This window comes from Micromonospora sp. WMMD737, from assembly GCF_049179055.1.
Classification (GTDB): domain Bacteria; phylum Actinomycetota; class Actinomycetes; order Mycobacteriales; family Micromonosporaceae; genus Micromonospora; species Micromonospora reichwaldensis.
In genome coordinates this window covers 5,349,153-5,368,580 of sequence record NZ_JBMHMH010000001.1, presented here as the reverse complement: position 1 = coordinate 5,368,580, position 19,428 = coordinate 5,349,153, and the positions used below count along the sequence as shown (strand labels likewise).

The window sequence follows — 19,428 nt, the reverse complement described above, 5'->3', positions numbered from 1 at the left end:
ACAACCTCCTCGGGGGGCGGGAGGAGATCCCGCTCGGTGGAGGACACTTCACCACCGCTCACATGGTCATATCAACATCCATCGCTGCCCACTTTGCATGTCATCCTGATCCTCACATCGGCAAGGATTTTCCAACTGTCGACCTCTGGCGAAAGTTCCTTCCGAGCGGGACACTGACCCGCAACGATCGTCCGTCCCTGCGGAGGACCCATGGCCAGAACACGCCTGCGTACGGCCGCCCTCGCGGCCGCCACCGCACTCACCCTTCTCGGCACCGCGGCGCCCGCCGTCGCCGCGCCCGTAACGGCACCGTCGACCACCCGCCCGGTGGTCCACGACGAACAGATCACCTTCCAGGACTGGTCCCGCTACCCCGACTGGCGTCGCGGCACCCACGCCGGCACCAGGGCCGTCCCCGGCCTCCGGCCGGGCGTGACGCTGGCCCGGCCGCTCGGCACCACCGACTACACGGACCCGCACACCGGCGTCACCAAGAGCTGGGAGTACGCGACCTGGACCTCCCCGGTCACCCGGATCGGCTTCGACGCCACCGAGCTGATCGCCTCGTGGAACGCGGACACCCCGGCCGGCACCTGGATCCAGGTGGAGATGCAGGGCACGTACAACACCGGTGTCCAGACCAAGTGGTACGTGATGGGGCGGTGGGCCTCCGGCGACGCCGACATCAAGCGCACCAGCGTCAACCGGCAGGGCGACCCCTGGTCGACCATCTGGACCGACACCTTCAGCATCGACGACGCCTCCGTCGGGGTGCTGCTGCGGGAGTACCAGCTGCGGCTCACCCTCTACAAGGCCCCGGGCCAGCGCGCCGCGCCGGTCGTGCACACCGTGGGCGCGATGAGCTCGAACGTCCCCGACCGGTTCACCGTCGAGCCGAGCAAGGGCGGCATCGCCTGGGGCAGGGAACTCAACGTCCCCCGCTACTCGCAGAACGTCCACGCCGGCCACTACCCCGAGTACGACGGCGGCGGCCAGGCCTGGTGCTCCCCCACCTCCACCACGATGGTGATCGAGTACTGGGGCCGCAAGGCGTCCGAGGAGGAAACCTCCTGGGTCGACCCGACCTACCCGGACCCGACGGTCAACCACGCCGCCCGGATGGTCTACGACTACCAGTACGACGGCGCGGGCAACTGGCCCTTCAACACCGCGTACGCGGCCAGCTTCCCCGGCCTGGAGGCGCGGGTCACCCGGCTGCACTCGCTGGACGAGGTGGAGCGCTTCATCGCCGCCGGGATCCCGGTCGTGACCAGCCAGTCCTTCCTCGCCAGCGAGCTGGACGGGGCGAACTACGGCACCTCCGGGCACCTGTTCGTCATCGTCGGCTTCACCGCCGAGGGCGACGTGATCGTCAACGACCCGGCCTCGTCGAGCAACGACGTGGTGCGCAACGTCTACAAGCGTGAGCAGTTCGAGCAGATCTGGCTGCGGACCAAGCGGACCAACGCCAGCGGCGGGGTGTCCGGCGGCTCCGGCGGCGTCGTCTACCTGATCAAGCCCACGTTGAAGCCGTGGCCGAAGGTGGCCGGCTCCACCAACTGGTGACCTGACACCGACCCGACCGAGGGGTCCGCGTCGCCCGGCTCAGCCGGCGACCGGGCCCCTCGGCCTTTCCCGATAACGACAATGAGGTGCTCGCCGGATGTCTACGGGCTGGCCGGCCTGCGACGTTGATAGGGCGTGACCTTCGAGGAGTACGCGTTCGCCCGCACGTCGGCGCTGGTGCGGCTCGCCCGGTTGCTGACCGGTGACGAGCATCGGGCCGAGGACCTGGTTCAGGAGGTCCTCGCCAGGGCGTACGCCCGCTGGGCGCGCATCTCGCGGACGGAACGCCCCGACGCGTACGTCCGTCGGATGCTCGTCAACGCCCACCACTCGTGGTGGCGCCGGCGTAGCAGCCAGGAGATCTCCGTCGCCGACGTGCACGATCGGCCGGACACCACGGACGAGGCCACCGGTGTCGCCGAACGCGACGCGCTGTGGCGGCTCGTCCGCACCCTACCGGCGCGTCAACGCACCGTGATCGTCCTGCGCTACTACGAGGATCTCGACGACACGTCGATCGCCGAGATCATGGACTGTTCCACCGGCACAGTCCGTACCCACGCGAAGCGGGCCCTGACGGCACTCCGCAAGCGGCAGGAAGCATTCGTATCCGCCTCCGCCCGGACAGGAGGAGAGTTCTGATGTCCAGCGACCTCGGTCAGCAGCTCGCCACGACGCTCAGGCACCACGCGGGCGGCGACGTCGACCCCGCGCCGATCGTGGAACACGCCCGGCGTCGCGGCCACCGCCTCCGGCTGCGCCGCCGCTGGTTGACCATGGCGGGGACGGCAGCGACGTGTGTCGTCCTGGCCGCCGCTGCGGTCATGGTGGTTCCGTTCAATCGGGCACCCGATGGCGCGATCCTGCCGGCCACGGCACTCGTGCTGCCGGACGCGCCGGGCCAGCCCGGCGCCATCGCCCGGCCCGAGGTCGTGGGGGCCGACCCCGGCGTGGTGCACTTCACGACCGACAGCCTGCTCAGCGATGCCACGTCCGCGACCTGGAGCGCCGGCCGTGGGGTCGAGAGCGTCGAGTTCCAGGGCCCGGCCGGGCAGGCTCGGTTCGCGTTGGCGCGCAGCGTCGCGACGCTCGACGGGCTGCAGCAGACCATGTCGTCGGCGGGGCGACCCCAGCCGCCGGTCGATGTACGAGTCGAAGGCCGTCCGGGGGTCGCGTGGTTCGATCCGTCCGGCGACACGAAACTGTGGTTCGTCCGTTGGCAACCCGTCGACGGGCTGTGGGCTCAGCTCGACATCTACGCGACCGGCCGCGACGAGGCGACGGACGCCGCGAGTCGGGTCCGGTTCGACGGTGCCCACCGCTGCGTGGTGCCGTTCCGCCTCCAGTCGCTGCCGCCGGGTGGGCGGCTGCTCGGCTGCTCGGTCACGCTTCTCCGGTCGGAGCACGGCTCCTTCAGAGAGGCCTCGCTGGTGGTAGGCGACGAATCCGGTCGCTGGCTGACGGTTCGGGCGCAACCCGTGCCGGGCCGCGACCCAGAGGCCGCCGACCTCGTCGCGGGGCCCTACCGGGCACGCCGGCAGGGCAGCGACGTGCTGGAGATGTACGTCAAGCCGTGCGTCGTCGAGGCGTTCCTCAAGGGTTGGGGGAACGGCTACACCGAGTCGGACGGCCTGACGGTGCTGAGCGGGTACCAGCCGGCCCCCGACCTCGACCACCCCGACACCTGGTGAACCACCCCGCGCCGATACGGCGGCCCTGCGCTGGCCTTCGACGCTGAGGGCTGGCGTGCGTTCCTCGACTCCCTGAAGCACAGCTAGCGCTGCCATCCGTGGTCGGAGGCGCCACCCTCCGGAACTTCCGTTCCACTCCTCGGGACAGCCATGGACCTTGGCAAGGGAGTGCCCCTCCAGGGGCGCTTTCGTGCCAAGATCTCCGCCGCCACGGTCCCGGCCGCGGTGGTTTACCGGCGATCAGTCGTGGTGCCGGGGGGGGTGCCGGGTGTTTCGGCCGGGCGGTAGCACAGACGGGGCAGCTCGACAGGGCCCGAAGAGGGATACGCGGATGCGGTCACACCGTCACTCGACGCGGCAAGGCAAGGTGGGGCCTTGGACGGCGCTGATCAACGGCCGCCACCCTGTTGCTCGTCGCCTCCGGGCTCGTCCTCGCCGGCGAGGGCGGAGCGGAGCCGCTCCTTCTCGGCGCGACGACGCTCGGCGGCGGTGGCCATCTCCTCGGCCATCTCGTCCCGCCAGCCCTTCAGCAGGAAGAACGACAGGGCGGCCGAGAAGGCCAGCGCCACCATCAGCTTGATGAAGATGTTCATCTCGACCAGCCAGAGGGCCGCCAGCACGGCGACGAACAGGCCGAGCCGGCCCAGCGTGTACTTGACCGCCGCGCTCACGTTCCGCACTCCGTTCTCCGCCGCCGGGGCTCCGGCGGCAGGTTCAGCCCGTCCGGCGGGCCAGCCAGTGGACGCCGTGGAACCAGACCACCGCGTACCCGAGGGTGAAGGTCGCCGCCCCCAGCCCACCGGAGAGCAACGGCGGGAGACCGGCGGCGAGGCCGGCCACCACGAGCCCGGCGACCACGCCCACCGCGGCGGCCGCCAGCGCCGACACCACCCGGGCCGCGCCGAACTCCCAGGCGCGGAAGTCGTCCCAGAACAGCCAGGCCGGCAGGATGATCGCCAGCCAGCCGTTCGACCGCCCGAACTCGCCGCTGCCGATGAGCGCGAACGCCCAGTCGAACAGCACCACCGCCAGCACGCCGATGACCAGGCCGGCCAGGCTCACCCCGAGCAGGTCGCCCAGGGTGAGGATGCGCCCCTCGGCGTCGCGCCGGGGGAATCCGCTCCGCTGCTCGGTCATGGTCTGGAAGGGTACGTGCCGACTCAGGCCCAGACCTGCTGCGGCTCGGCGCGGCGCTCGGCCAGGGACGCGGGGGCGTCGTACTCGCGGACCACCTCGTAGCGGGTGTTCCGCTCGACGGGACGGAAGCCGGCGTCCCAGATCAGGTGCAGCAGGTCGTCCCGGTGCATCGTGTTCGGGGTGCCGTACGAGTCGGCGTCGTGGGTGATCTTGTATTCGACGACCGAGCCGTCCAGGTCGTCGACGCCGAAGTTGAGCGACAGCTGGGCGACCGACAGCCCGTGCATGACCCAGAAGCACTTCACGTGCGGGACGTTGTCGAAGAGCAGCCGGGAGACCGCGAAGGTCTTCAGCGACTCGGCCGGCGACGCCATCGTCGTCCGGGCCTGGATCCGGTTACGGATCTTGCCGTCCGCCGAGTCGACGAAGTCGTGCTGGTAGCGCAGCGGGATGAAGACCGCGAAGCCGCCCGTCTCGTCCTGGAGCTCGCGCAGCCGCAGCACGTGGTCCACCCGGTGCCGGGGCTCCTCGATGTGGCCGTAGAGCATCGTCGCCGGGGTCTTCATGCCCTTGCTGTGCGCCAGGGCGTGGATCCGCGACCAGTCCTCCCAGTGGCAGGCGTGGTCGACGATGTGCTGGCGGACCTCCCAGTCGAAGATCTCCGCGCCGCCGCCGGTCAGCGACTCCAGGCCGGCGTCCATCAGCTCGTCGAGGATCTCGTCGGCGCTCAGCCCGCTGATCTTCTCGAACCACTGCACCTCGGTCGCGGTGAAGCACTTGAGCTTGACGTTCGGCAGCGCCGCCTTCAGCTCGCGCAGCACCTTCGGGTAGTAGCGCCAGGGCAGGGTCGGGTGCAGGCCGTTGACGATGTGCAGCTCGGTGAGCTGCTCGTCCTCCATCTCCTTGGCCTTGCGGACCGCCTCGTCGATGCGCATCGTGTAGGCGTCCTTCTCGCCCGGCTTGCGCTGGAACGAGCAGTACGCGCACGAGGCGGAGCAGACGTTTGTCAGGTTGAGGTGCCGGTTGACGTTGAACATCACCCGGTCGCCGTTGAGCTCGGTGCGCCGGTGGTGCGCCAGCCGGCCGAGCCACGCGAGGTCGTCGCTGTCGTAGAGGGCGATCCCGTCCTCACGGGTCAGCCGCTCGCCGGCGTACACCTTCGCTTCGAGCTCACGCTTGAGTCCGGCGTCCATCGAAAGCCACGTCCCTTCCACCTGCGGTAGGAATCGAGCGTACGTCGGCCCGCCGACGCCGCCGCAGCATGGTCGGCCCCCCGTGCGCAGGTTCACCGAACTCTCAGGCTCCCGTTACCTGCCGACGCATCGACATCGTTGCCTGGGTGCGGTAAGACAGGGTGGGACGTTCGCCACACACTGGTAGCGTCCCCACGGCCGCGCCCACCCGGCGCGGCGACGCAGGCCGGACGGGGAGCGGAATGGTCGACAGCAGGCACGGGCGACGGCAGCGACGACGGAGTCCGGTGATCTCGCCGGTGCTGCGCCCGGCGCTCTGGTCCGCCCTGCTCGGCGCCGTCGTCGCCACGGTCCTCGCCAACCCGGTCCAGGCCGACCCGTCGCTGCCCACCAGCGTCCCCGACACGGGGTCCCGGCCGTCCTACACCGGCCAGCTCCAGCTCCCCGGCGGCACGCCGGTCCCCGGGCTGCCGGGCACGGTCCCGGGCGTGCCGGGCACGGTCCCCGGGCTGCCGGGCACGGTCCCCGGCGTGCCGGCCGGCAACGTCGGCAACGGCCCGCTCGCCGCCCAGATCTACGCCGCCGAGGCCCAGGTCGGGCAGCTCCGTGACCAGCTGCTCCTGCTCCAGCAGAAGCGCACCGAGGCTGAGACGCAGCGCGCCACCGCCGAGCGCGACCTCGCCCTCGCCCGGGACGCGGTGGCACGCGCCCAGGAGGGCGCCGACGCCGCCGCCGCGGGCGCCTTCAAGGCCGCCGCCGCACTCCCGCCTGGCGAGTTCGCCAACGACCTGCACGAACTGAGCCGGCTCTCCCGGATCATCCGGGGCGAGAAGGCCGAGGGTGGCACCACCGCCGCCCAGGGCGAGGTGTCCCGCGCCCGCACCGGCGAGCAGGCCGCCAGCCAGGCGATGGTCTCGGCCGACTCCCGCCTCACGGGCGCCAGGACGGAATACTCCGCCGGCGAGAAGGCCCTGCGCACGGCCGAGAAGAAGCTGGACAAGCTGAAGCGGGACAACGCCGCCCAGCTCGTCGAGATCGAGCGCCAGCAGGAGGCCGCCGAGCAGCGCCTCGGCGCCGGCTACCTCGGCAACGAGACCGCCAACGGACTGGCCGCCCACCCGACGGCGCTGAAGGCCCTGGCGTACGCCAAGGCGCAGCTCGGCGACCCCTACCTGTGGGCCGCCGAGGGGCCGGACCGGTTCGACTGCTCCGGCCTGATCTACGCCGCCTACCGGTCGGCGGGCTACTACGGGCTGCCCCGGGTCTCCCGGGACCAGTACTACGCCACCCGGTCCCGCACCGTGTCCCGCACGGCGCTGCTCCCCGGTGACCTGCTCTTCTTCGCCTCCGGCACCAGCTGGACGACGATCCACCACATGGGCATGTACGTCGGCGGCGGCAAGATGATCCACGCGCCGACCACCGGCGACGTGGTGAAGATCTCCACCGTGCGCTGGTCGCGCCTCTACGCCGCCACCCGCGTCATCGGGGCGGTGCCCGCGCCGGTCAGCACCCCCTCGCCGACGCCGACGCCGAGCAAGCCGCCCGCGACGAAGCCGCCGACCAGCCCGAAGCCGACCTCGCCGACCTCGCCGTCGCCGAGCCCGTCGACGTCACCGTCGACCTCGCCGTCCCCGACGCCGACCGGCACCCCCTCGCCCACGCCCAGCACGTCGACCTCGCCGTCGCCGTCCCCGAGCAGCTCGGACGCCTCGTCGCCGAGCGCCTCGGCCAGCAGTGTGGTGCCGACCACGGCGCAGAGCAGTGCCGATCCGGCGGCCAGCACCTCGGCCAGCACGTCGGCCACCGCCTCGGCGAGCACCGGCAGCTGACCACGGTCCCCGGGCCGACCGACGGGATCGGCCCGACATCGCCCCCGGAACACGCTCCGGCTGTGCCGTCGGGCCGGAATGTGGCACGGTGACAGACAGGCACGCCCGGTCCGATGTCGCGGATCCGGGCGCGAGCGTGCGCGGAGGGCGAGCATGGCCGAGCAAGAGGTTCCGGCGGAGCCGGTCGACCACGGATCCGCGCCCGACCGGAGCCGTGCCGGGGCACCGCGTCCCCTGACGTCCGTCGGCGCACCGACGCCGGCCACAGCCGACGGCGCGGCGGAGCCGTCCGGGTCGTCGACCGAGCCGCCCTCCGACGACGTACGCCGACAGCCCGACGCGCCGGCCCGCGGCCGGGTGTCCGTGGCCACCGCCGCCGCGCCCGGCGGGAGCGAGGCGGTACCGCCGCCCGGCCCGAGCGCCGGCACCACCTACCGGGCCGCCGGAACGGGTGCCCCGGCGGCCACCCCGGTCCCCGGTCAGCGGGGCACGGCGGGGGCGCGGGCCAGCGCCGCCGTACCGGGCATGCGGCGGATCTCGGCCGACGAGGCCGGGGCCGTCCGCTCCCGCACGGGCGAGGCCCGGATCTACCGGGCGGCGCCGGTCAACCCGGAGCCGCCGGAGCCCGCCCAGCCGCCGGAGCCGGCGCAGCCGCCGACCCCGCCCGTCCCGGAGCCCGAGCCGGCGCCGGCCCCCACTCCGCCGGTACCGGGTCCGAACCCGCCGTCGCCGGCCCCTCCGGTCCCGACGCCGACGCCGCCGGTCCCCGGTCCCTACCCGCCCGGTCCGGTACCACCGGCACCGGGACCCAGGCCGCCGGCACCGGTACCGCCCGTGCCGGGTCCGCCCACGCCGCCACCCGGGCCGCCGGTGCCCGCCCCGCCGCCCCCGCCCGGCCCGACGCCGGCGCCACCGTTCCCGCCGCCGCCCCTCACGGCCGCCGCGAGCGCCGGACCGGCACCGGGCCCCGTCGCGGGCGCACCGCCGTTCTCCGCGCCACCGGCGGTCACGCCGTCGTTCTCCGCATCCCCGGCATCCGCGCCGCCGTTCTCCGCGCCCCCGGCATCCGCGCCGCCGTTCTCTTCGCCGCCGGTGTCCGGGCCGCCGGGCGTGCCCGCTCCCGCGCTGCCGAGCTGGCCGCCGCCCACCAACCCGGGTGACCGCCGGCCCGGTGGCGCCGAGCCGGCCACCGCGCCCCGGGAGGCACGCCGGCTGAGCGGTCGCGTCGACGGCGGCGGCCCGGCCACGCGCGTCGGGCAGGCCGGGGGCGCCCCCGCGGGCCGCTACGACGGCGGACCCGACCTGGGCACCATCTACGGCGCGGGTGCCGGAGGCGCCACCGAGGGCCCCGGCTTCAGCACCGTGGCGTTCCCGAACAACCCGGTGGAGAACTCCGGCTCGCTGACCGGGCACATCCTGGCCCAGGGCTGGACGGAGACCCCCACCGAGCAGCGCTCCAGCACGACCAAGGTGGTGGTCGTCCTGGCCGCCTCGCTGGGCCTGCTCGTGGCGATCAGCGTGCTGGTCGTGCTGCTCGCCAACGACACGGTGGGTGGGCTGGTGGGCGGCGTCCTGAGCAAGTGAGCCGCGTACGACGACGATGGTGAGCCCGCCCACTACCCGTCCGTGGTCGGGTGGCGGGTTCGTCCTGTCGCCGTACACTGGTGAGGATCACTGACCCGGCGCGCCCTGCGCGCCCATGGGCGATCTTGCGGGCGATTCGGCGGCGTTCAGCTGCGGCAGGCCATCGCGAAGATGCGCCCCGCTCGAAAGGCATTTCTTGACGACCTTTGCTGAACCCAGCACGTTCCTGCCCGCCCTCGACTCCGCCGACGCGCAGACCGCCGTCGAGCGGGACGGCACCGTCCAGGACCCGGCCGCCCCGGTGACGCCCGAGGCCACCGACTTCGCCGCGCTGGGGCTGCCCCAGCCGCTGGTCCAGGCGCTCGCCCGGCAGGGCATCACCACCCCGTTCGAGATCCAGCGCGCCACCATGCCCGACGCGCTCGCCGGCCGCGACGTCCTCGGCCGGGGCCAGACCGGCTCCGGCAAGACCCTGGCCTTCGGCCTGCCCCTGCTGGCCCTGGTCGCCGACCGCAACCGGGCCCGGCCGTTGCGCCCCCGGGCCCTGGTCCTGGTGCCGACCCGGGAACTCGCGATGCAGGTCAACGACGCGCTGATGCCGCTCGGCAAGGCCGTCGGCGTGTTCCTGAAGACCGCCGTCGGCGGCGTGCCGTACGACCGGCAGATCGACGCGCTGCGGCGCGGGGTGGAGATCATCGTGGCCACCCCGGGCCGGCTGGGCGACCTGATCGCCCGGGGCGTCTGCCACCTGGACGACATCGAGGTCACGGTCCTCGACGAGGCCGACCAGATGGCCGACATGGGCTTCCTGCCCGAGGTCACCGAACTGCTGGCGAAGACGCCGGCCGGCACCCAGCGGCTGCTCTTCTCGGCCACCCTCGACGGCGACGTCGACGCGCTGGTCAAGCGGTTCATGACCGATCCGGTGACGCACTCCACCGCCCCGTCCACCGCCTCGGTGTCCACCATGGACCACCACATGCTGCTGATCCCGCCGCACGACAAGTTCCCGGTCGCCGCGTCCATCGCGGCCCGGGACGGTCGGACGATGGTCTTCGCCCGCACCCAGCTCGGCGTCGACCGGCTGGTCGAGCAGCTGGCCGCCGTCGGCGTACGGGCGGGCGGGCTGCACGGCGGCAAGACCCAGCGGATGCGTACCCGCACGCTGGCCGAGTTCCGTGAGGGACGGGTGAACGTGCTGGTCGCCACTGACGTGGCGGCCCGGGGCATCCACGTCGACGGTGTCTCGCTGGTGCTGCACGTCGACCCGCCGAAGGACCCGAAGGACTACCTGCACCGCGCGGGGCGTACCGCCCGGGCCGGCGAGTCCGGCGCGGTGGCCACGCTGGTGCTGCCGAAGCAGCGGCGGACCACGCTCGCCATGCTGGAGAAGGCCGGCGTGGCACCGGCCGAGACCCGGGTGCGGGTCGGCGACCCGGCGCTCGCCGAGCTGACCGGCGCCCGCGAGCCGAGCGGCGTCCCGGTGCGCATCGAGGCCGAGGAGCCGCGCCGGCACGGCGACCGGCCGGGCGGCCCACGCCGCTACGGCGACCGCGACACCCGGGGCGAGCGCCGCTACGGCGACCGGCCGACCGACGGCCGCGGCTACGGCGACCGGCCGCAGGGCGAACGGCGCTACTCCGACCGCCCGACCGACGGCCGCGGCTACGGCGACCGCCCGCAGGGCGAGCGCCGCTACTCCGACCGGCCCACCGAGAGCCGTGGCTACGGCGACCGGCCGCAGGGCGAACGGCGCTACGGCGACCGCGACGGGCGCGGCGAGGGCCGTGGCTACGGCGACCGGCCCCAAGGCGAGCGGCGCTACTCCGACCGCCCGACCGACAGCCGGGGCTACGGCGACCGGCCCAGCGACAGCCGTGGCTACGGCGACCGGCCGCAGGGCGAGCGGCGCTTCGGCGACCGGGGCGGCTTCCGGCCCGAGGGCCGGGGGCGCGACGACCGGCCGCGCGACGACCGGCGGGGCTTCGGCGGGCGTCCGCCGGCGCGTACGCACTGACCGACAGCGTCATCCACGAACGCCGTCGCGGGGCTCAGCTCCGCGGCGGCGTTCGCGCATTCGCTGCCGGTGTCGGCCGGGTCGCGTAACGTCCGGCTCATGCCGACCATGCCGAAGTCGCTCTTCTGGACCCGGACGGACACCGCCGGCGCGGAGCACGCGCTGTTCGACGACGGCCGTGGGCTGACGGCGCGGGGCACGCTCACGGCCGTCGACCCGATCCCCTACACCTGCCGCTACCAGCTCGCCACCGACCCGGAGTGGGCCACCCTCCGCGTCGAGGTCGAGGCGGAGGGCACCGGGTGGCTGCGAAGCGTACGCCTGGAGCGGGTGACCGACGGGTGGCGGGTGACCACCGCCGAGCAGGGTGACCTGGACGCGGCGCTGCGGGCGGCCGGCCACCCGCCGGTCGGGCTGCCCGGCACCGACGACCCGCACCGGCTGGCCGGGGCGGTCGACGTCGATCTCGGCGGGGCGGCGCTGTTCAACGCGCTACCGGTGCGCCGGCTCGGGCTGCCCCGCGCCGCGGCCGACACCCCGCACCGGATCGACGTCGCCTGGGTGCTGGTGCCCAGCCTGCTGGTGGTGCCCGCCGAGCAGGTCTACACCCCGCTCGGCCCCGGCCGGGTCCGCTTCACCAGCGACACCTTCACCGCCGACATCGACCTCGACGGCGACGGCTACGTGGTGCGCTACCCCGGGCTGGCCGAGCGCGTCGACCCGCGCTGACCGGGCTGCGGACGCCTCCCCCGACGACCCGGGTCGGCCAGGCTGGCTCGCCCACCCCGCCGGCTCAGGCCACCCAGGCGGCGCAGGCTGGCCAGGCAACTCAGGCCAACGCGGCGGCTCAGGCCGGCCAGGCGCCCGTGTCGAGGAAGCGCTCGACGGTCGCCAGGTGCGGGGTCGGGTCCAGTCCCTGGGCGGCCAGCCAGTCGTCGGAGTAGTAGGTGTCGGCGTAGCGGTCGCCGGCGTCGCAGATCAGGGTGACCACCGAGCCGGTGCGGCCCTCGGCGAGCAGCTCCGCGATCAGCCCGAAGGCGCCCCACAGGTTGGTGCCGGTCGAGCCGCCCACCCGGCGGCCGAGCACGGCCGACCCGGCGCGCATGGCGGCCAGCGAGGCGGCGTCGGGCACCTGGACCATCCGGTCCACCACCGACGGCACGAACGACGCCTCGACGGTCGGCCGGCCGATCCCCTCGATGCGGGAGCCCCGTCCGGTGCGCACCGACCAGTCGGCGGCCTGCCAGGCGGGATAGAACGCGGAGTTCTCCGGGTCGACCACGCACAGCTTGGTGGGCAGCCGCTGGTAGCGGGCGTAGCGGCCGATGGTGGCGCTGGTGCCGCCCGTGCCGGCGCCCACCACGACCCACGCCGGCACCGGGTGCCGTTCCAGGGCGAGCTGCGCGTAGATCGACTCGGCGATGTTGTTGTTGCCCCGCCAGTCGGTGGCGCGCTCGGCGTAGGTGAACTGGTCCATGAAGTGCCCGCCGGAGTCCTCCGCCAGCCAGCGGGCCTCCACGACCACCTTGGCCGGGTCGTCGACGAGGTGGCAGCGGCCACCCTGGAACTCGATCTGGGCGATCTTCTCCGGCGAGGTGGAGGCGGGCATCACCGCGATGAACGGCAGCCCCAGCATCCGCGCGAAGTATGCCTCGGAGACCGCCGTCGAGCCGGAGGACGCCTCCACGATCGTGGTCTCCGGGCCGATCCAGCCGTTGCACAGCCCGTAGAGGAAGAGCGAACGGGCCAGCCGGTGCTTCAGCGAGCCGGTCGGGTGCACCGACTCGTCCTTGAGGTAGAGGTCGATCCCCCACGACCGGGGAAGCGGGAACGGCAGCAGGTGGGTGTCGGCGGAGCGGTTGGCGTCCGCCTCCACGGCGGCGATCGCCTCGGTCACCCAGCGCCGGCTGGCCTCGTCGCACCGGTCGATGTGAGTCACGTTCGAAACTTAGCAAGCCCGCTCACCGCGGACCGGCCCCGATCCGGCGGAGCTGGCGGCGCTGCCCGGCCCGGCCGGCCGCGAGGATCAGCGGGGCGAGGCGCACGGCGACGCCGGGCAGCGCGTCGAGGAGCCGGACCTGCGCGCCGCGCCAGCGGGGGACGCTGACGACCGGGCGGGGCCGCCGGGCCAGCCGCGCGGCCCGCCGGGCCACCCGCTCGGGGGTCAGCAGCGTCCCGGTGAAGGAGGCCGCGGCGCCCGGGTCGTCGAGCCGGTCGTGCAGCATCGGCGTCCAGATCCCGTCCGGGCACAGGCACGACACGTGTACGCCCCGGTGCCCGGCCAGCCGCAGGTCGGCGAGCGTGCCGATGCTGAACGCGACGAGGGCGTGCTTGCTGGCCGCGTAGACGGTCTCGCCGGGCGCGGCCACCAGGCCGGCCAGCGACACGACGTTGACCACGTGCCCGTGCTCCTGTTCCCGCATGACGGCCAGCGCGGCGAGGGTGCCGTTCATCGCGCCGAGGGCGTTGACCTCGACCACCCGGCGGCGGGTCGCCGCGTCGTGCTCCCACGAGGGGCCGGTAACGAGGATCCCCGCGTTGTTCACCCAGAGGCCGAGCCCGCCCCGGCCGGCGGCCTCGGCGGCGACGGCGGCGCAGGCGTCGGAGTCGCGTACGTCCAGCGGGCGCGACCAGCCGCCCAGCGGGGCGGCGGCACGGGCCACCGCCTGGTCGTCGTGGTCGGTGAGGAGCACCGGCCAGCCATCGGCGTGCAGCGCGGCGGCGATGGCGCGGCCGAGGCCGCCGGCCGCACCGGTGACCACCGCCGTCCCGGGGGCTGGCTTCGTCATCGGCGCACGCTATCGCCGCCCGGCGACCGCGCGCCAGAGCCGGCCGGACGCGGCTGTGCGACTGCCGACGGGCAGGTGGCGGGACGGCGGCGGTCCGAGGGCCGACGGGCAGGTGGCGGGACGGCGGCCGTCCGACGGCCGACGGCCGAGGGTGACCGGACGCGGCCGTCGGGGCTGGGCGGGGTGGCGGGTCAGGTGGCGGGAGGCACCGGGGCCTGTGGCCGGTTCTCCCACTTGGTGGAGAGGGCGATGCCGGTCCGGGTGGAGGCGACGCCCGGGGTCCGGTTCAGCCGCACGATGAGCCGCTCCAGCTCGGCGATGGTGCCGACCCTGGCCTTGAGCAGGAACGACTCGACGCCGGCCATGAAGTAGCAGGATTCGATCTCGGGCATCTGCCGGAAGGCCTCCAGCACGTCGTCGGTGTCGCCGCCGGAGTCCTCCACGATCCCGATGAGCGCGGTGACGGCGAAGCCGATCGCCTCGGGCTCCACCTCCGCCCGGTAGGCCCGGATCACGCCGCTGGACTCCAGCTTGCCGACCCGCTCGTGCACGGCGGGCGCGGAGAGGCCGACCTGCCGGGCCAGCTCGGCGTAGGACAGGCGGGCGTTGCCGCGTAGCAGCTCCACGAGGCTCAGGTCGATGGCGTCCACGGACTGTGACCCTAGCGGTCCGGGCGTAACGTCGGGCATCCGGCGCGCGTTGGACATGACAGGGTGTAGTCGCTTGCAAACCGACAGCCAAGGGAGCCGCACGCAGGTAATATTTCCTAACTTCCCACTCAGTGCGTTTTTCGCGTTTGGCGGACAGGCCAGGTCGCTGGTGCTGTAATTGCCATACGTCCCTCATGACGGCTCTGGGCTCGCACCGGCCGGGGGCAGTGTGTTCAGCCGGGGGCTTCGTCGACGCGAGGAGGGGGCTGTGGACACTGGAGATCGCCTGCTGACACCGGGTGAAGTTGCCGCGCTGTTTCGGGTTGACCCGAAGACTGTGACGCGATGGGCAGCGGCGGGCCGGATAGGCAGCATCCGGACTCCAGGCGGGCATCGCCGGTTTCGGGAATCCGAGGTGCGGGCCCTGCTTGAGGGGGAGGGCATGTTGGACGAGGCGGAAGACGTCGGCAAGCCGCGTAACGCGGGGCCGGCCACCTCGACCGGGCCGGGCCCGGCCAACGCCGGCATGTACTGAATGGTGCGGATCATCACGCGGGCCGGACGGAAGCTTCGGTCCGCGTCGCGGTGAGCCGGGTCCGGGTCACTCCCGCGCCACGCCCAGCTCACCCGACCAGCGTCGGAACAGCGTGTGCGGTACGCCGAGGGCGTCCAGCACCTTGCCGGCCACGAAGTCGACGAGCTGCGGGGCGGAGGCCGCCGCCCCGGCGCCGTAGAAGCCGGGACTGGCCGGCAGCACCACCGCTCCGGCGTCGTGCAGCGCGATCAGATGCTCCAGGTGGCTGCGGGTCACCGGCGTCTCCCGGGGCACCACCACCACCGGCCGGCGCTCCTTGAGGTTGACCTCGGCGGCCCGCTGCAACAGGTCCTTGGAGAGCCCGATCGCGATGCCGGCGCAGGCCGCCGTGCTCGCCGGGACCACCGCCATCCCGCGTACCCGGTAGGAGCCGCTGCTCGGGCCGGCGGCGAGGTCGCCGGCGGGCCAGTGCCGCACGTCGGCGCCCGCGAGGTCGCGGCCCAGCCACGCGGCGAGGTCGTCGGCCCAGTGTGCGTCCCGGAACGGGCGCCCGGTCTCGTCGAGGACGGTCAGCCGGGCGGCCCGGGAGACGATCAGGTCCACCGGCTCGCCGGCGTCGAGCAGTGCCCGCACGACGGCCGCCGCGTACGGCGTGCCGGACGCCCCGGAGACTCCGACCACCCATGGTTCGCGCATGCCCTCCAGCCTGCCTGGTCGCCCCCTCCCGATGCCGGGCACCCCCGCCCGGAGCGTCCGTGATGTCCCACTCGGTTGTCGGTTGTGTGCCGACGGGCGCGATGTCGGGCCGGGAGCGCGGCCATCCCGCCGGCCTGACATGCTGCCGGTGGCGGTTCCCACGCGAAGCGGGATCGCAATCGGGAGGAATCGGTGATGACCGGCGAGATCCTCCGGTCGCTACGGTCGGAGTGCCCCATCCCGCCCCGGCTCTCGCCGCACGCCGACCGGGTGCAGGGGTGGCTGGTCGGCGACCTGCTGCCGGGCCTCGGCCTGACGACTGACGACGCGGCGCCGCAACGGCTGGCGCACGCCGGCGTCGCCCGGTACGCCGGCCGGCTCTACCCCGGCGCCACCGAGGCCGACCTGCGGGCGTTGACGGCCCTGTTCACCTGGTTCTTCCTGGTCGACGACGCGTGCGACCGGCCGGGCCGGCTCGACGCCGACCAGATCCGGGCGCTGCGTGCCGGCGCGCTCACCCTGCTGCACGCCGGTCCCCGGCTCCGGCACGCCGGCCTGACCGGGCCGCTGAGGCGGCTGCTGGTGCACGCGTGGCGGGAGCCGCGCCGGCGGATGCCGGCCCGCTGGCGGCTGCGCTTCGCCGGGGCCGTCGCCGACCATCTCGACGGCACGTGGCGGGAGGCGGCGAACAAGGCGGCCGGCCGCCGCCCCGGCGTCGCCGAGTACGTCGCGCTGCGGCGCGCCACCTCCGCCGCGTACGTGTCGTATCCACTGGTGGAGTTCGTCACCGGCCGCCCGCTGCCCGACCCGGTCCACCACCACCCGCTGCTGCGGGAGATCGCCGGCACCGGCAACGACCTGCTCTCCTGGTACAACGACCTCGCCTCGCTGGAGCGCGACGAGGCCACCTCCGGCGGGCACAACCTGGTGCTCGCGACGGCGGCCGAGCAGCGGGTGCCGGTGGAGACCGCGGTCGGCCTGACGGCCGAGCGCTGGCGGGCGGCGATGCGGCGCTTCGTCGAGCTGCGCGCCGGGGTGCCGTCGTTCGGCCCGGCGTTGGACCGGACGGTCGCCGACCACCTCGACGGGGTGGCGAACGCCGTCCGCGCCACCGTCGACTGGACCCTGGAGAGCACCCGCTACGGCGGTGAGGAAGGGCACCTTGTCAACGCCTCCGGTAGCGGAAGGGGCCCTTCCTGACGGGCTGGCCCGGCCGCAGCCGCCGACAGCCGGCACCCGCAGGGCGAGCAACGGCCCAGGGTCAGGCGCGCAGGCCGAGGCGGACGACCAGGTCGAGCAGGGCGAAGACGAACAGTGCGATGCCGACGAAGCCGTTGGCGGTGAAGAAGGCCCGGTTTACCTTGCTCAGGTCGGTCGGGCTGACCACCAGGTGCTGGTAGCCGAAGGCGACGGCGGTCAACGCCAGGCCCACCCACCAGAGCCAGCCGAAGCCGACCAGCGCCCCGAACCAGACGAACAGCGCGAACGTCACCACGTGCGCGACCGTGGAGGCGTGCAGCGCGAACCGCAGCCCGTAGCGGGCCGGCACGCTGTGCACGCCGATCTCCCGGTCCACCTCGGCGTCCTGGCAGGCGTAGATCAGGTCGAACCCGCCGATCCACAGGCCGACGGCCACGCCGAGCAGCCACGCCGGCCAGGAGCCGTCGAGGGTGCCGGTGACGCCCAGCCAGGCGCCGACGGGCCCGACGGCCTGGGCGATCGCCAGGATGGCGTGCGGCCAGTTGGTGAACCGCTTGCCGTACGGATAGACGACCAGCGGCACCACGGCGAGCGGCGCGAGCACCAGGCAGAGCGGGTTGAGCAGGGCGGCGGCGGCGAGGAAGACCACGAGCGCGACCGCCGCGCCGGTCCAGGCCGTCCGCACGCTGACCGCCCCGGTGACCAGCTCCCGGCCGGCGGTACGGGGGTTCCGCGCGTCGATCCGCCGGTCCAGGATCCGGTTGGCGGCCATTGCGAACGTCCGCGCGCCGACCATCGCCACGGTGATCAGCAGCAGGTCCAGCCACCGGACCCGCCCGCCGTCGACCTGCATCGCGGTGAGCGCCGACAGGTACGCGAACGGCAACGCGAACACGGAGTGCTCGATCGCCACCAGCTTGAGGAAGGACTTCACCCGGCCCGGTCGCTGCACCGGTTCGACGGCGGTGGCCATCAGATGCCGTACTCCTTCCAGCGCTTGTCGACCAGGGAGACGACCTCGGGGGCCATCCGCATCTCCTCCGGCCAGCCCCGGGTGTAGCCCTCCTCGGGCAGCTTGCGGGTCGCGTCGACGCCCGCCTTGCCGCCCCAGAACTGCTGGTACGACGCGTGGTCCAGGTGGTCCACCGGGCCCTCGGTGAGCAGCAGGTCCCGGGCGTAGTCGACGTTGCCGAAGGCGCGGAAGGCGACCTCGTTGTAGTCGTGCACGTCGCAGTCCTCGTCGACGATCACGATCAGCTTGGTCAGCGACATCATGTGCGCGCCCCAGATCGCGTTCATGACCTTCTGGGCGTGCTTCGGGTAGCGCTTGCGGATCGACACGATCGCGCAGTTGTGGAACACCCCGGCGGCGGGCAGGTCGTAGTCGACGATGTCCGGGATCAGGAAGCGCAGCAGCGGCGCGAAGATCCGCTCGGTGGCCTTGCCGAGGCCGTGGTCCTCCTGGGGCGGCTGGGACGTGACGATCGTGTGGTAGACCGGGTCGCGCTGCGTGGTCATGCACTCGATGTGCATGACGGGGAAGGGCTCCACCGGGGTGTAGAAGCCGGTGTGGTCGCCGAACGGGCCCTCCGGGAGCCGCTCGCCCGGCTCGATGTAGCCCTCCAGGACGATCTGCGCGTGCGCCGGCACCTGCAACGGGACGGTCAGGCAGTCCACCATCTCGACGCGCTCGCCGCGCAGGTACCCGGCGAACAGGTATTCGTCGATGTCGGCGGGGAGCGGCGCGCTGGCCGAGTACGCCACCGCCGGGTCGGTGCCGATGGCGATCGCCACCGGCAGGCGCTGGCCGAGCCGCTCGGCGACCGCGTGGTGCGCCGTGGAGTTCTTGTGGATCTGCCAGTGCATGCCGATGCTGTTCCGCGAGTGCTGCTGCAACCGGTACAGCCCCAGGTTGCGCTTGCCGGTCTCCGGGTGCTTCGTGTGGGTCAGCCCGAAGTTGTGGAAGATCCCGCCGTCACCCGGCCAGACCTGCAACCCCGGCAGCCGGTTCAGGTCGACGTCGTCGCCCCGGTAGACCACCTGCTGGCAGGGGGCGGTTTTGACCTTCTTCGGCGGCATCGACGTGAGCTGCCTGACCTTGCCCAGGCCGTCCATCATCCCGGAGAGGCCCACCGGCAGCTCCGGCTTGAGCATGTTGCCGATCCGCTCGCCGATCTCGTCCAGCGACTCGACGCCGAGCGCCATCGCCATCCGCTTCTCGGTGCCGAAGAGGTTGATCACCACCGGCATCTCGCCCCGGGTGGGCCGCTCGAAGAGCAGCGCCGGGCCGCCCGCGCGGACCGTCCGGGTGACGATCTCGCTGATCTCCAGGGTGGGATCGACCGGCGCGCTCACCCGCCGCAGCTCGCCCGCGCGCTCCAGCGCCGCGAGGAAGTCCTTGAGATCGGTGTACGGGAAGCCACGAGCCGCCATGCCTGCCAGTCTCCCGCACGGACCTGGGCGGCGACCACGCCGGGTGGTGTGACACCGGCGATCCACCGGTACGGCGGCGCGGGCACGGCCGGGCCGCTCCCGCCG

18 protein-coding genes are annotated in these 19,428 nt (G+C 73.5%); 9 read left to right on the top strand and 9 right to left on the bottom strand.

Annotated features, from left to right (window positions below; genetic code table 11):
* The first annotated feature begins 210 nt into the window (after positions 1 to 210).
* The 3 genes from ACN27A_RS23775 (at position 211) to ACN27A_RS23765 (ending at position 3,257) form a co-directional block, all read left to right on the top strand.
* Entirely contained in the window at positions 211 to 1,566 is a 1,356-nt protein-coding gene (locus ACN27A_RS23775) for a C39 family peptidase (protein WP_421456890.1), read from the top strand.
* Between the two features lie 135 nt (positions 1,567 to 1,701).
* Entirely contained in the window at positions 1,702 to 2,208 is a 507-nt protein-coding gene (locus tag ACN27A_RS23770; RefSeq protein ID WP_421456889.1) for a SigE family RNA polymerase sigma factor, read from the top strand.
* The gene (locus tag ACN27A_RS23765) at positions 2,208 to 3,257 is read left to right on the top strand and encodes a hypothetical protein (RefSeq protein WP_421456888.1); all 1,050 of its coding nucleotides are present in this window, start codon (positions 2,208 to 2,210) and stop codon (positions 3,255 to 3,257) included. Before ACN27A_RS23770 ends, ACN27A_RS23765 begins: the two co-directional genes overlap by 1 nt.
* Positions 3,258 to 3,646: 389 nt before the next feature.
* Here ACN27A_RS23765 and ACN27A_RS23760 read toward each other — a convergent pair whose 3' ends face one another.
* Genes ACN27A_RS23760 through mqnE form a run of 3 tightly spaced genes read right to left on the bottom strand, consistent with a single transcriptional unit; the run spans position 3,647 to position 5,587 of the window.
* Complete coding sequence (locus tag ACN27A_RS23760; RefSeq protein ID WP_421456887.1) at positions 3,647 to 3,928, bottom strand: DUF4229 domain-containing protein; 282 nt, start codon at positions 3,926 to 3,928, stop codon at positions 3,647 to 3,649.
* Between the two features lie 43 nt (positions 3,929 to 3,971).
* The gene (locus tag ACN27A_RS23755; protein ID WP_121397114.1) at positions 3,972 to 4,394 is read right to left on the bottom strand and encodes a hypothetical protein; all 423 of its coding nucleotides are present in this window, start codon (positions 4,392 to 4,394) and stop codon (positions 3,972 to 3,974) included.
* 23 nt (positions 4,395 to 4,417) lie between these two features.
* Positions 4,418 to 5,587 carry an aminofutalosine synthase MqnE gene (gene mqnE / locus ACN27A_RS23750; protein ID WP_132232180.1) on the bottom strand — a complete coding sequence of 390 codons (1,170 nt, stop codon included), beginning with the start codon at positions 5,585 to 5,587 and terminating at the stop codon, positions 4,418 to 4,420.
* A gap of 242 nt (positions 5,588 to 5,829) precedes the next feature.
* Between mqnE and ACN27A_RS23745 the strand changes: the two genes are divergently transcribed.
* From ACN27A_RS23745 to ACN27A_RS23730, 4 genes are all read left to right on the top strand, one after another.
* Complete coding sequence (locus tag ACN27A_RS23745; RefSeq protein WP_421456886.1) at positions 5,830 to 7,419, top strand: C40 family peptidase; 1,590 nt, start codon at positions 5,830 to 5,832, stop codon at positions 7,417 to 7,419.
* Positions 7,420 to 8,511: 1,092 nt separating this feature from the next.
* Positions 8,512 to 9,003, top strand: a complete 492-nt coding sequence (locus tag ACN27A_RS23740; RefSeq protein WP_421456885.1) for a hypothetical protein — start codon at positions 8,512 to 8,514, stop codon at positions 9,001 to 9,003.
* Between the two features lie 196 nt (positions 9,004 to 9,199).
* Positions 9,200 to 11,020, top strand: a complete 1,821-nt coding sequence (locus tag ACN27A_RS23735) for a DEAD/DEAH box helicase (RefSeq protein ID WP_421456884.1) — start codon at positions 9,200 to 9,202, stop codon at positions 11,018 to 11,020.
* Between the two features lie 108 nt (positions 11,021 to 11,128).
* Entirely contained in the window at positions 11,129 to 11,749 is a 621-nt protein-coding gene (locus ACN27A_RS23730) for a putative glycolipid-binding domain-containing protein (protein WP_421458575.1), read from the top strand.
* Positions 11,750 to 11,867: 118 nt separating this feature from the next.
* On the opposite strand, the gene ACN27A_RS23725 is transcribed toward ACN27A_RS23730, so the two are convergent.
* The 3 genes from ACN27A_RS23725 to ACN27A_RS23715 form a co-directional block, all read right to left on the bottom strand.
* Positions 11,868 to 12,959 (bottom strand): PLP-dependent cysteine synthase family protein, encoded by a 1,092-nt coding sequence (locus ACN27A_RS23725; protein ID WP_421456883.1) that lies wholly within the window; start codon positions 12,957 to 12,959, stop codon positions 11,868 to 11,870.
* Between the two features lie 22 nt (positions 12,960 to 12,981).
* The gene (locus ACN27A_RS23720; RefSeq protein ID WP_421456882.1) at positions 12,982 to 13,809 is read right to left on the bottom strand and encodes an SDR family NAD(P)-dependent oxidoreductase; all 828 of its coding nucleotides are present in this window, start codon (positions 13,807 to 13,809) and stop codon (positions 12,982 to 12,984) included.
* A 191-nt stretch (positions 13,810 to 14,000) separates the two neighbouring features.
* Positions 14,001 to 14,459 carry an Lrp/AsnC family transcriptional regulator gene (locus ACN27A_RS23715; protein ID WP_151454997.1) on the bottom strand — a complete coding sequence of 153 codons (459 nt, stop codon included), beginning with the start codon at positions 14,457 to 14,459 and terminating at the stop codon, positions 14,001 to 14,003.
* Positions 14,460 to 14,727: 268 nt separating this feature from the next.
* Here ACN27A_RS23715 and ACN27A_RS23710 point away from each other — a divergent pair, with 268 nt between their 5' ends.
* Entirely contained in the window at positions 14,728 to 14,994 is a 267-nt protein-coding gene (locus ACN27A_RS23710) for a BldC family transcriptional regulator (protein ID WP_132232190.1), read from the top strand.
* Between the two features lie 66 nt (positions 14,995 to 15,060).
* On the opposite strand, the gene ACN27A_RS23705 is transcribed toward ACN27A_RS23710, so the two are convergent.
* Positions 15,061 to 15,690: a UbiX family flavin prenyltransferase gene (locus tag ACN27A_RS23705; protein WP_132232192.1), complete on the bottom strand. Its 630-nt coding sequence runs from the start codon at positions 15,688 to 15,690 to the stop codon at positions 15,061 to 15,063.
* Between the two features lie 195 nt (positions 15,691 to 15,885).
* Here ACN27A_RS23705 and ACN27A_RS23700 point away from each other — a divergent pair, with 195 nt between their 5' ends.
* Complete coding sequence (locus ACN27A_RS23700) at positions 15,886 to 16,890, top strand: terpene synthase family protein (RefSeq protein ID WP_421456881.1); 1,005 nt, start codon at positions 15,886 to 15,888, stop codon at positions 16,888 to 16,890.
* Between the two features lie 61 nt (positions 16,891 to 16,951).
* Here the strand turns inward: ACN27A_RS23700 and mqnP are convergent, their stop codons facing one another.
* The gene (mqnP, locus tag ACN27A_RS23695; RefSeq protein WP_421456880.1) at positions 16,952 to 17,863 is read right to left on the bottom strand and encodes a menaquinone biosynthesis prenyltransferase MqnP; all 912 of its coding nucleotides are present in this window, start codon (positions 17,861 to 17,863) and stop codon (positions 16,952 to 16,954) included.
* Positions 17,863 to 19,323: a menaquinone biosynthesis decarboxylase gene (locus tag ACN27A_RS23690; RefSeq protein ID WP_421456879.1), complete on the bottom strand. Its 1,461-nt coding sequence runs from the start codon at positions 19,321 to 19,323 to the stop codon at positions 17,863 to 17,865. Before ACN27A_RS23690 ends, mqnP begins: the two co-directional genes overlap by 1 nt.
* Between the last annotated feature and the right edge of the window lie 105 nt (positions 19,324 to 19,428).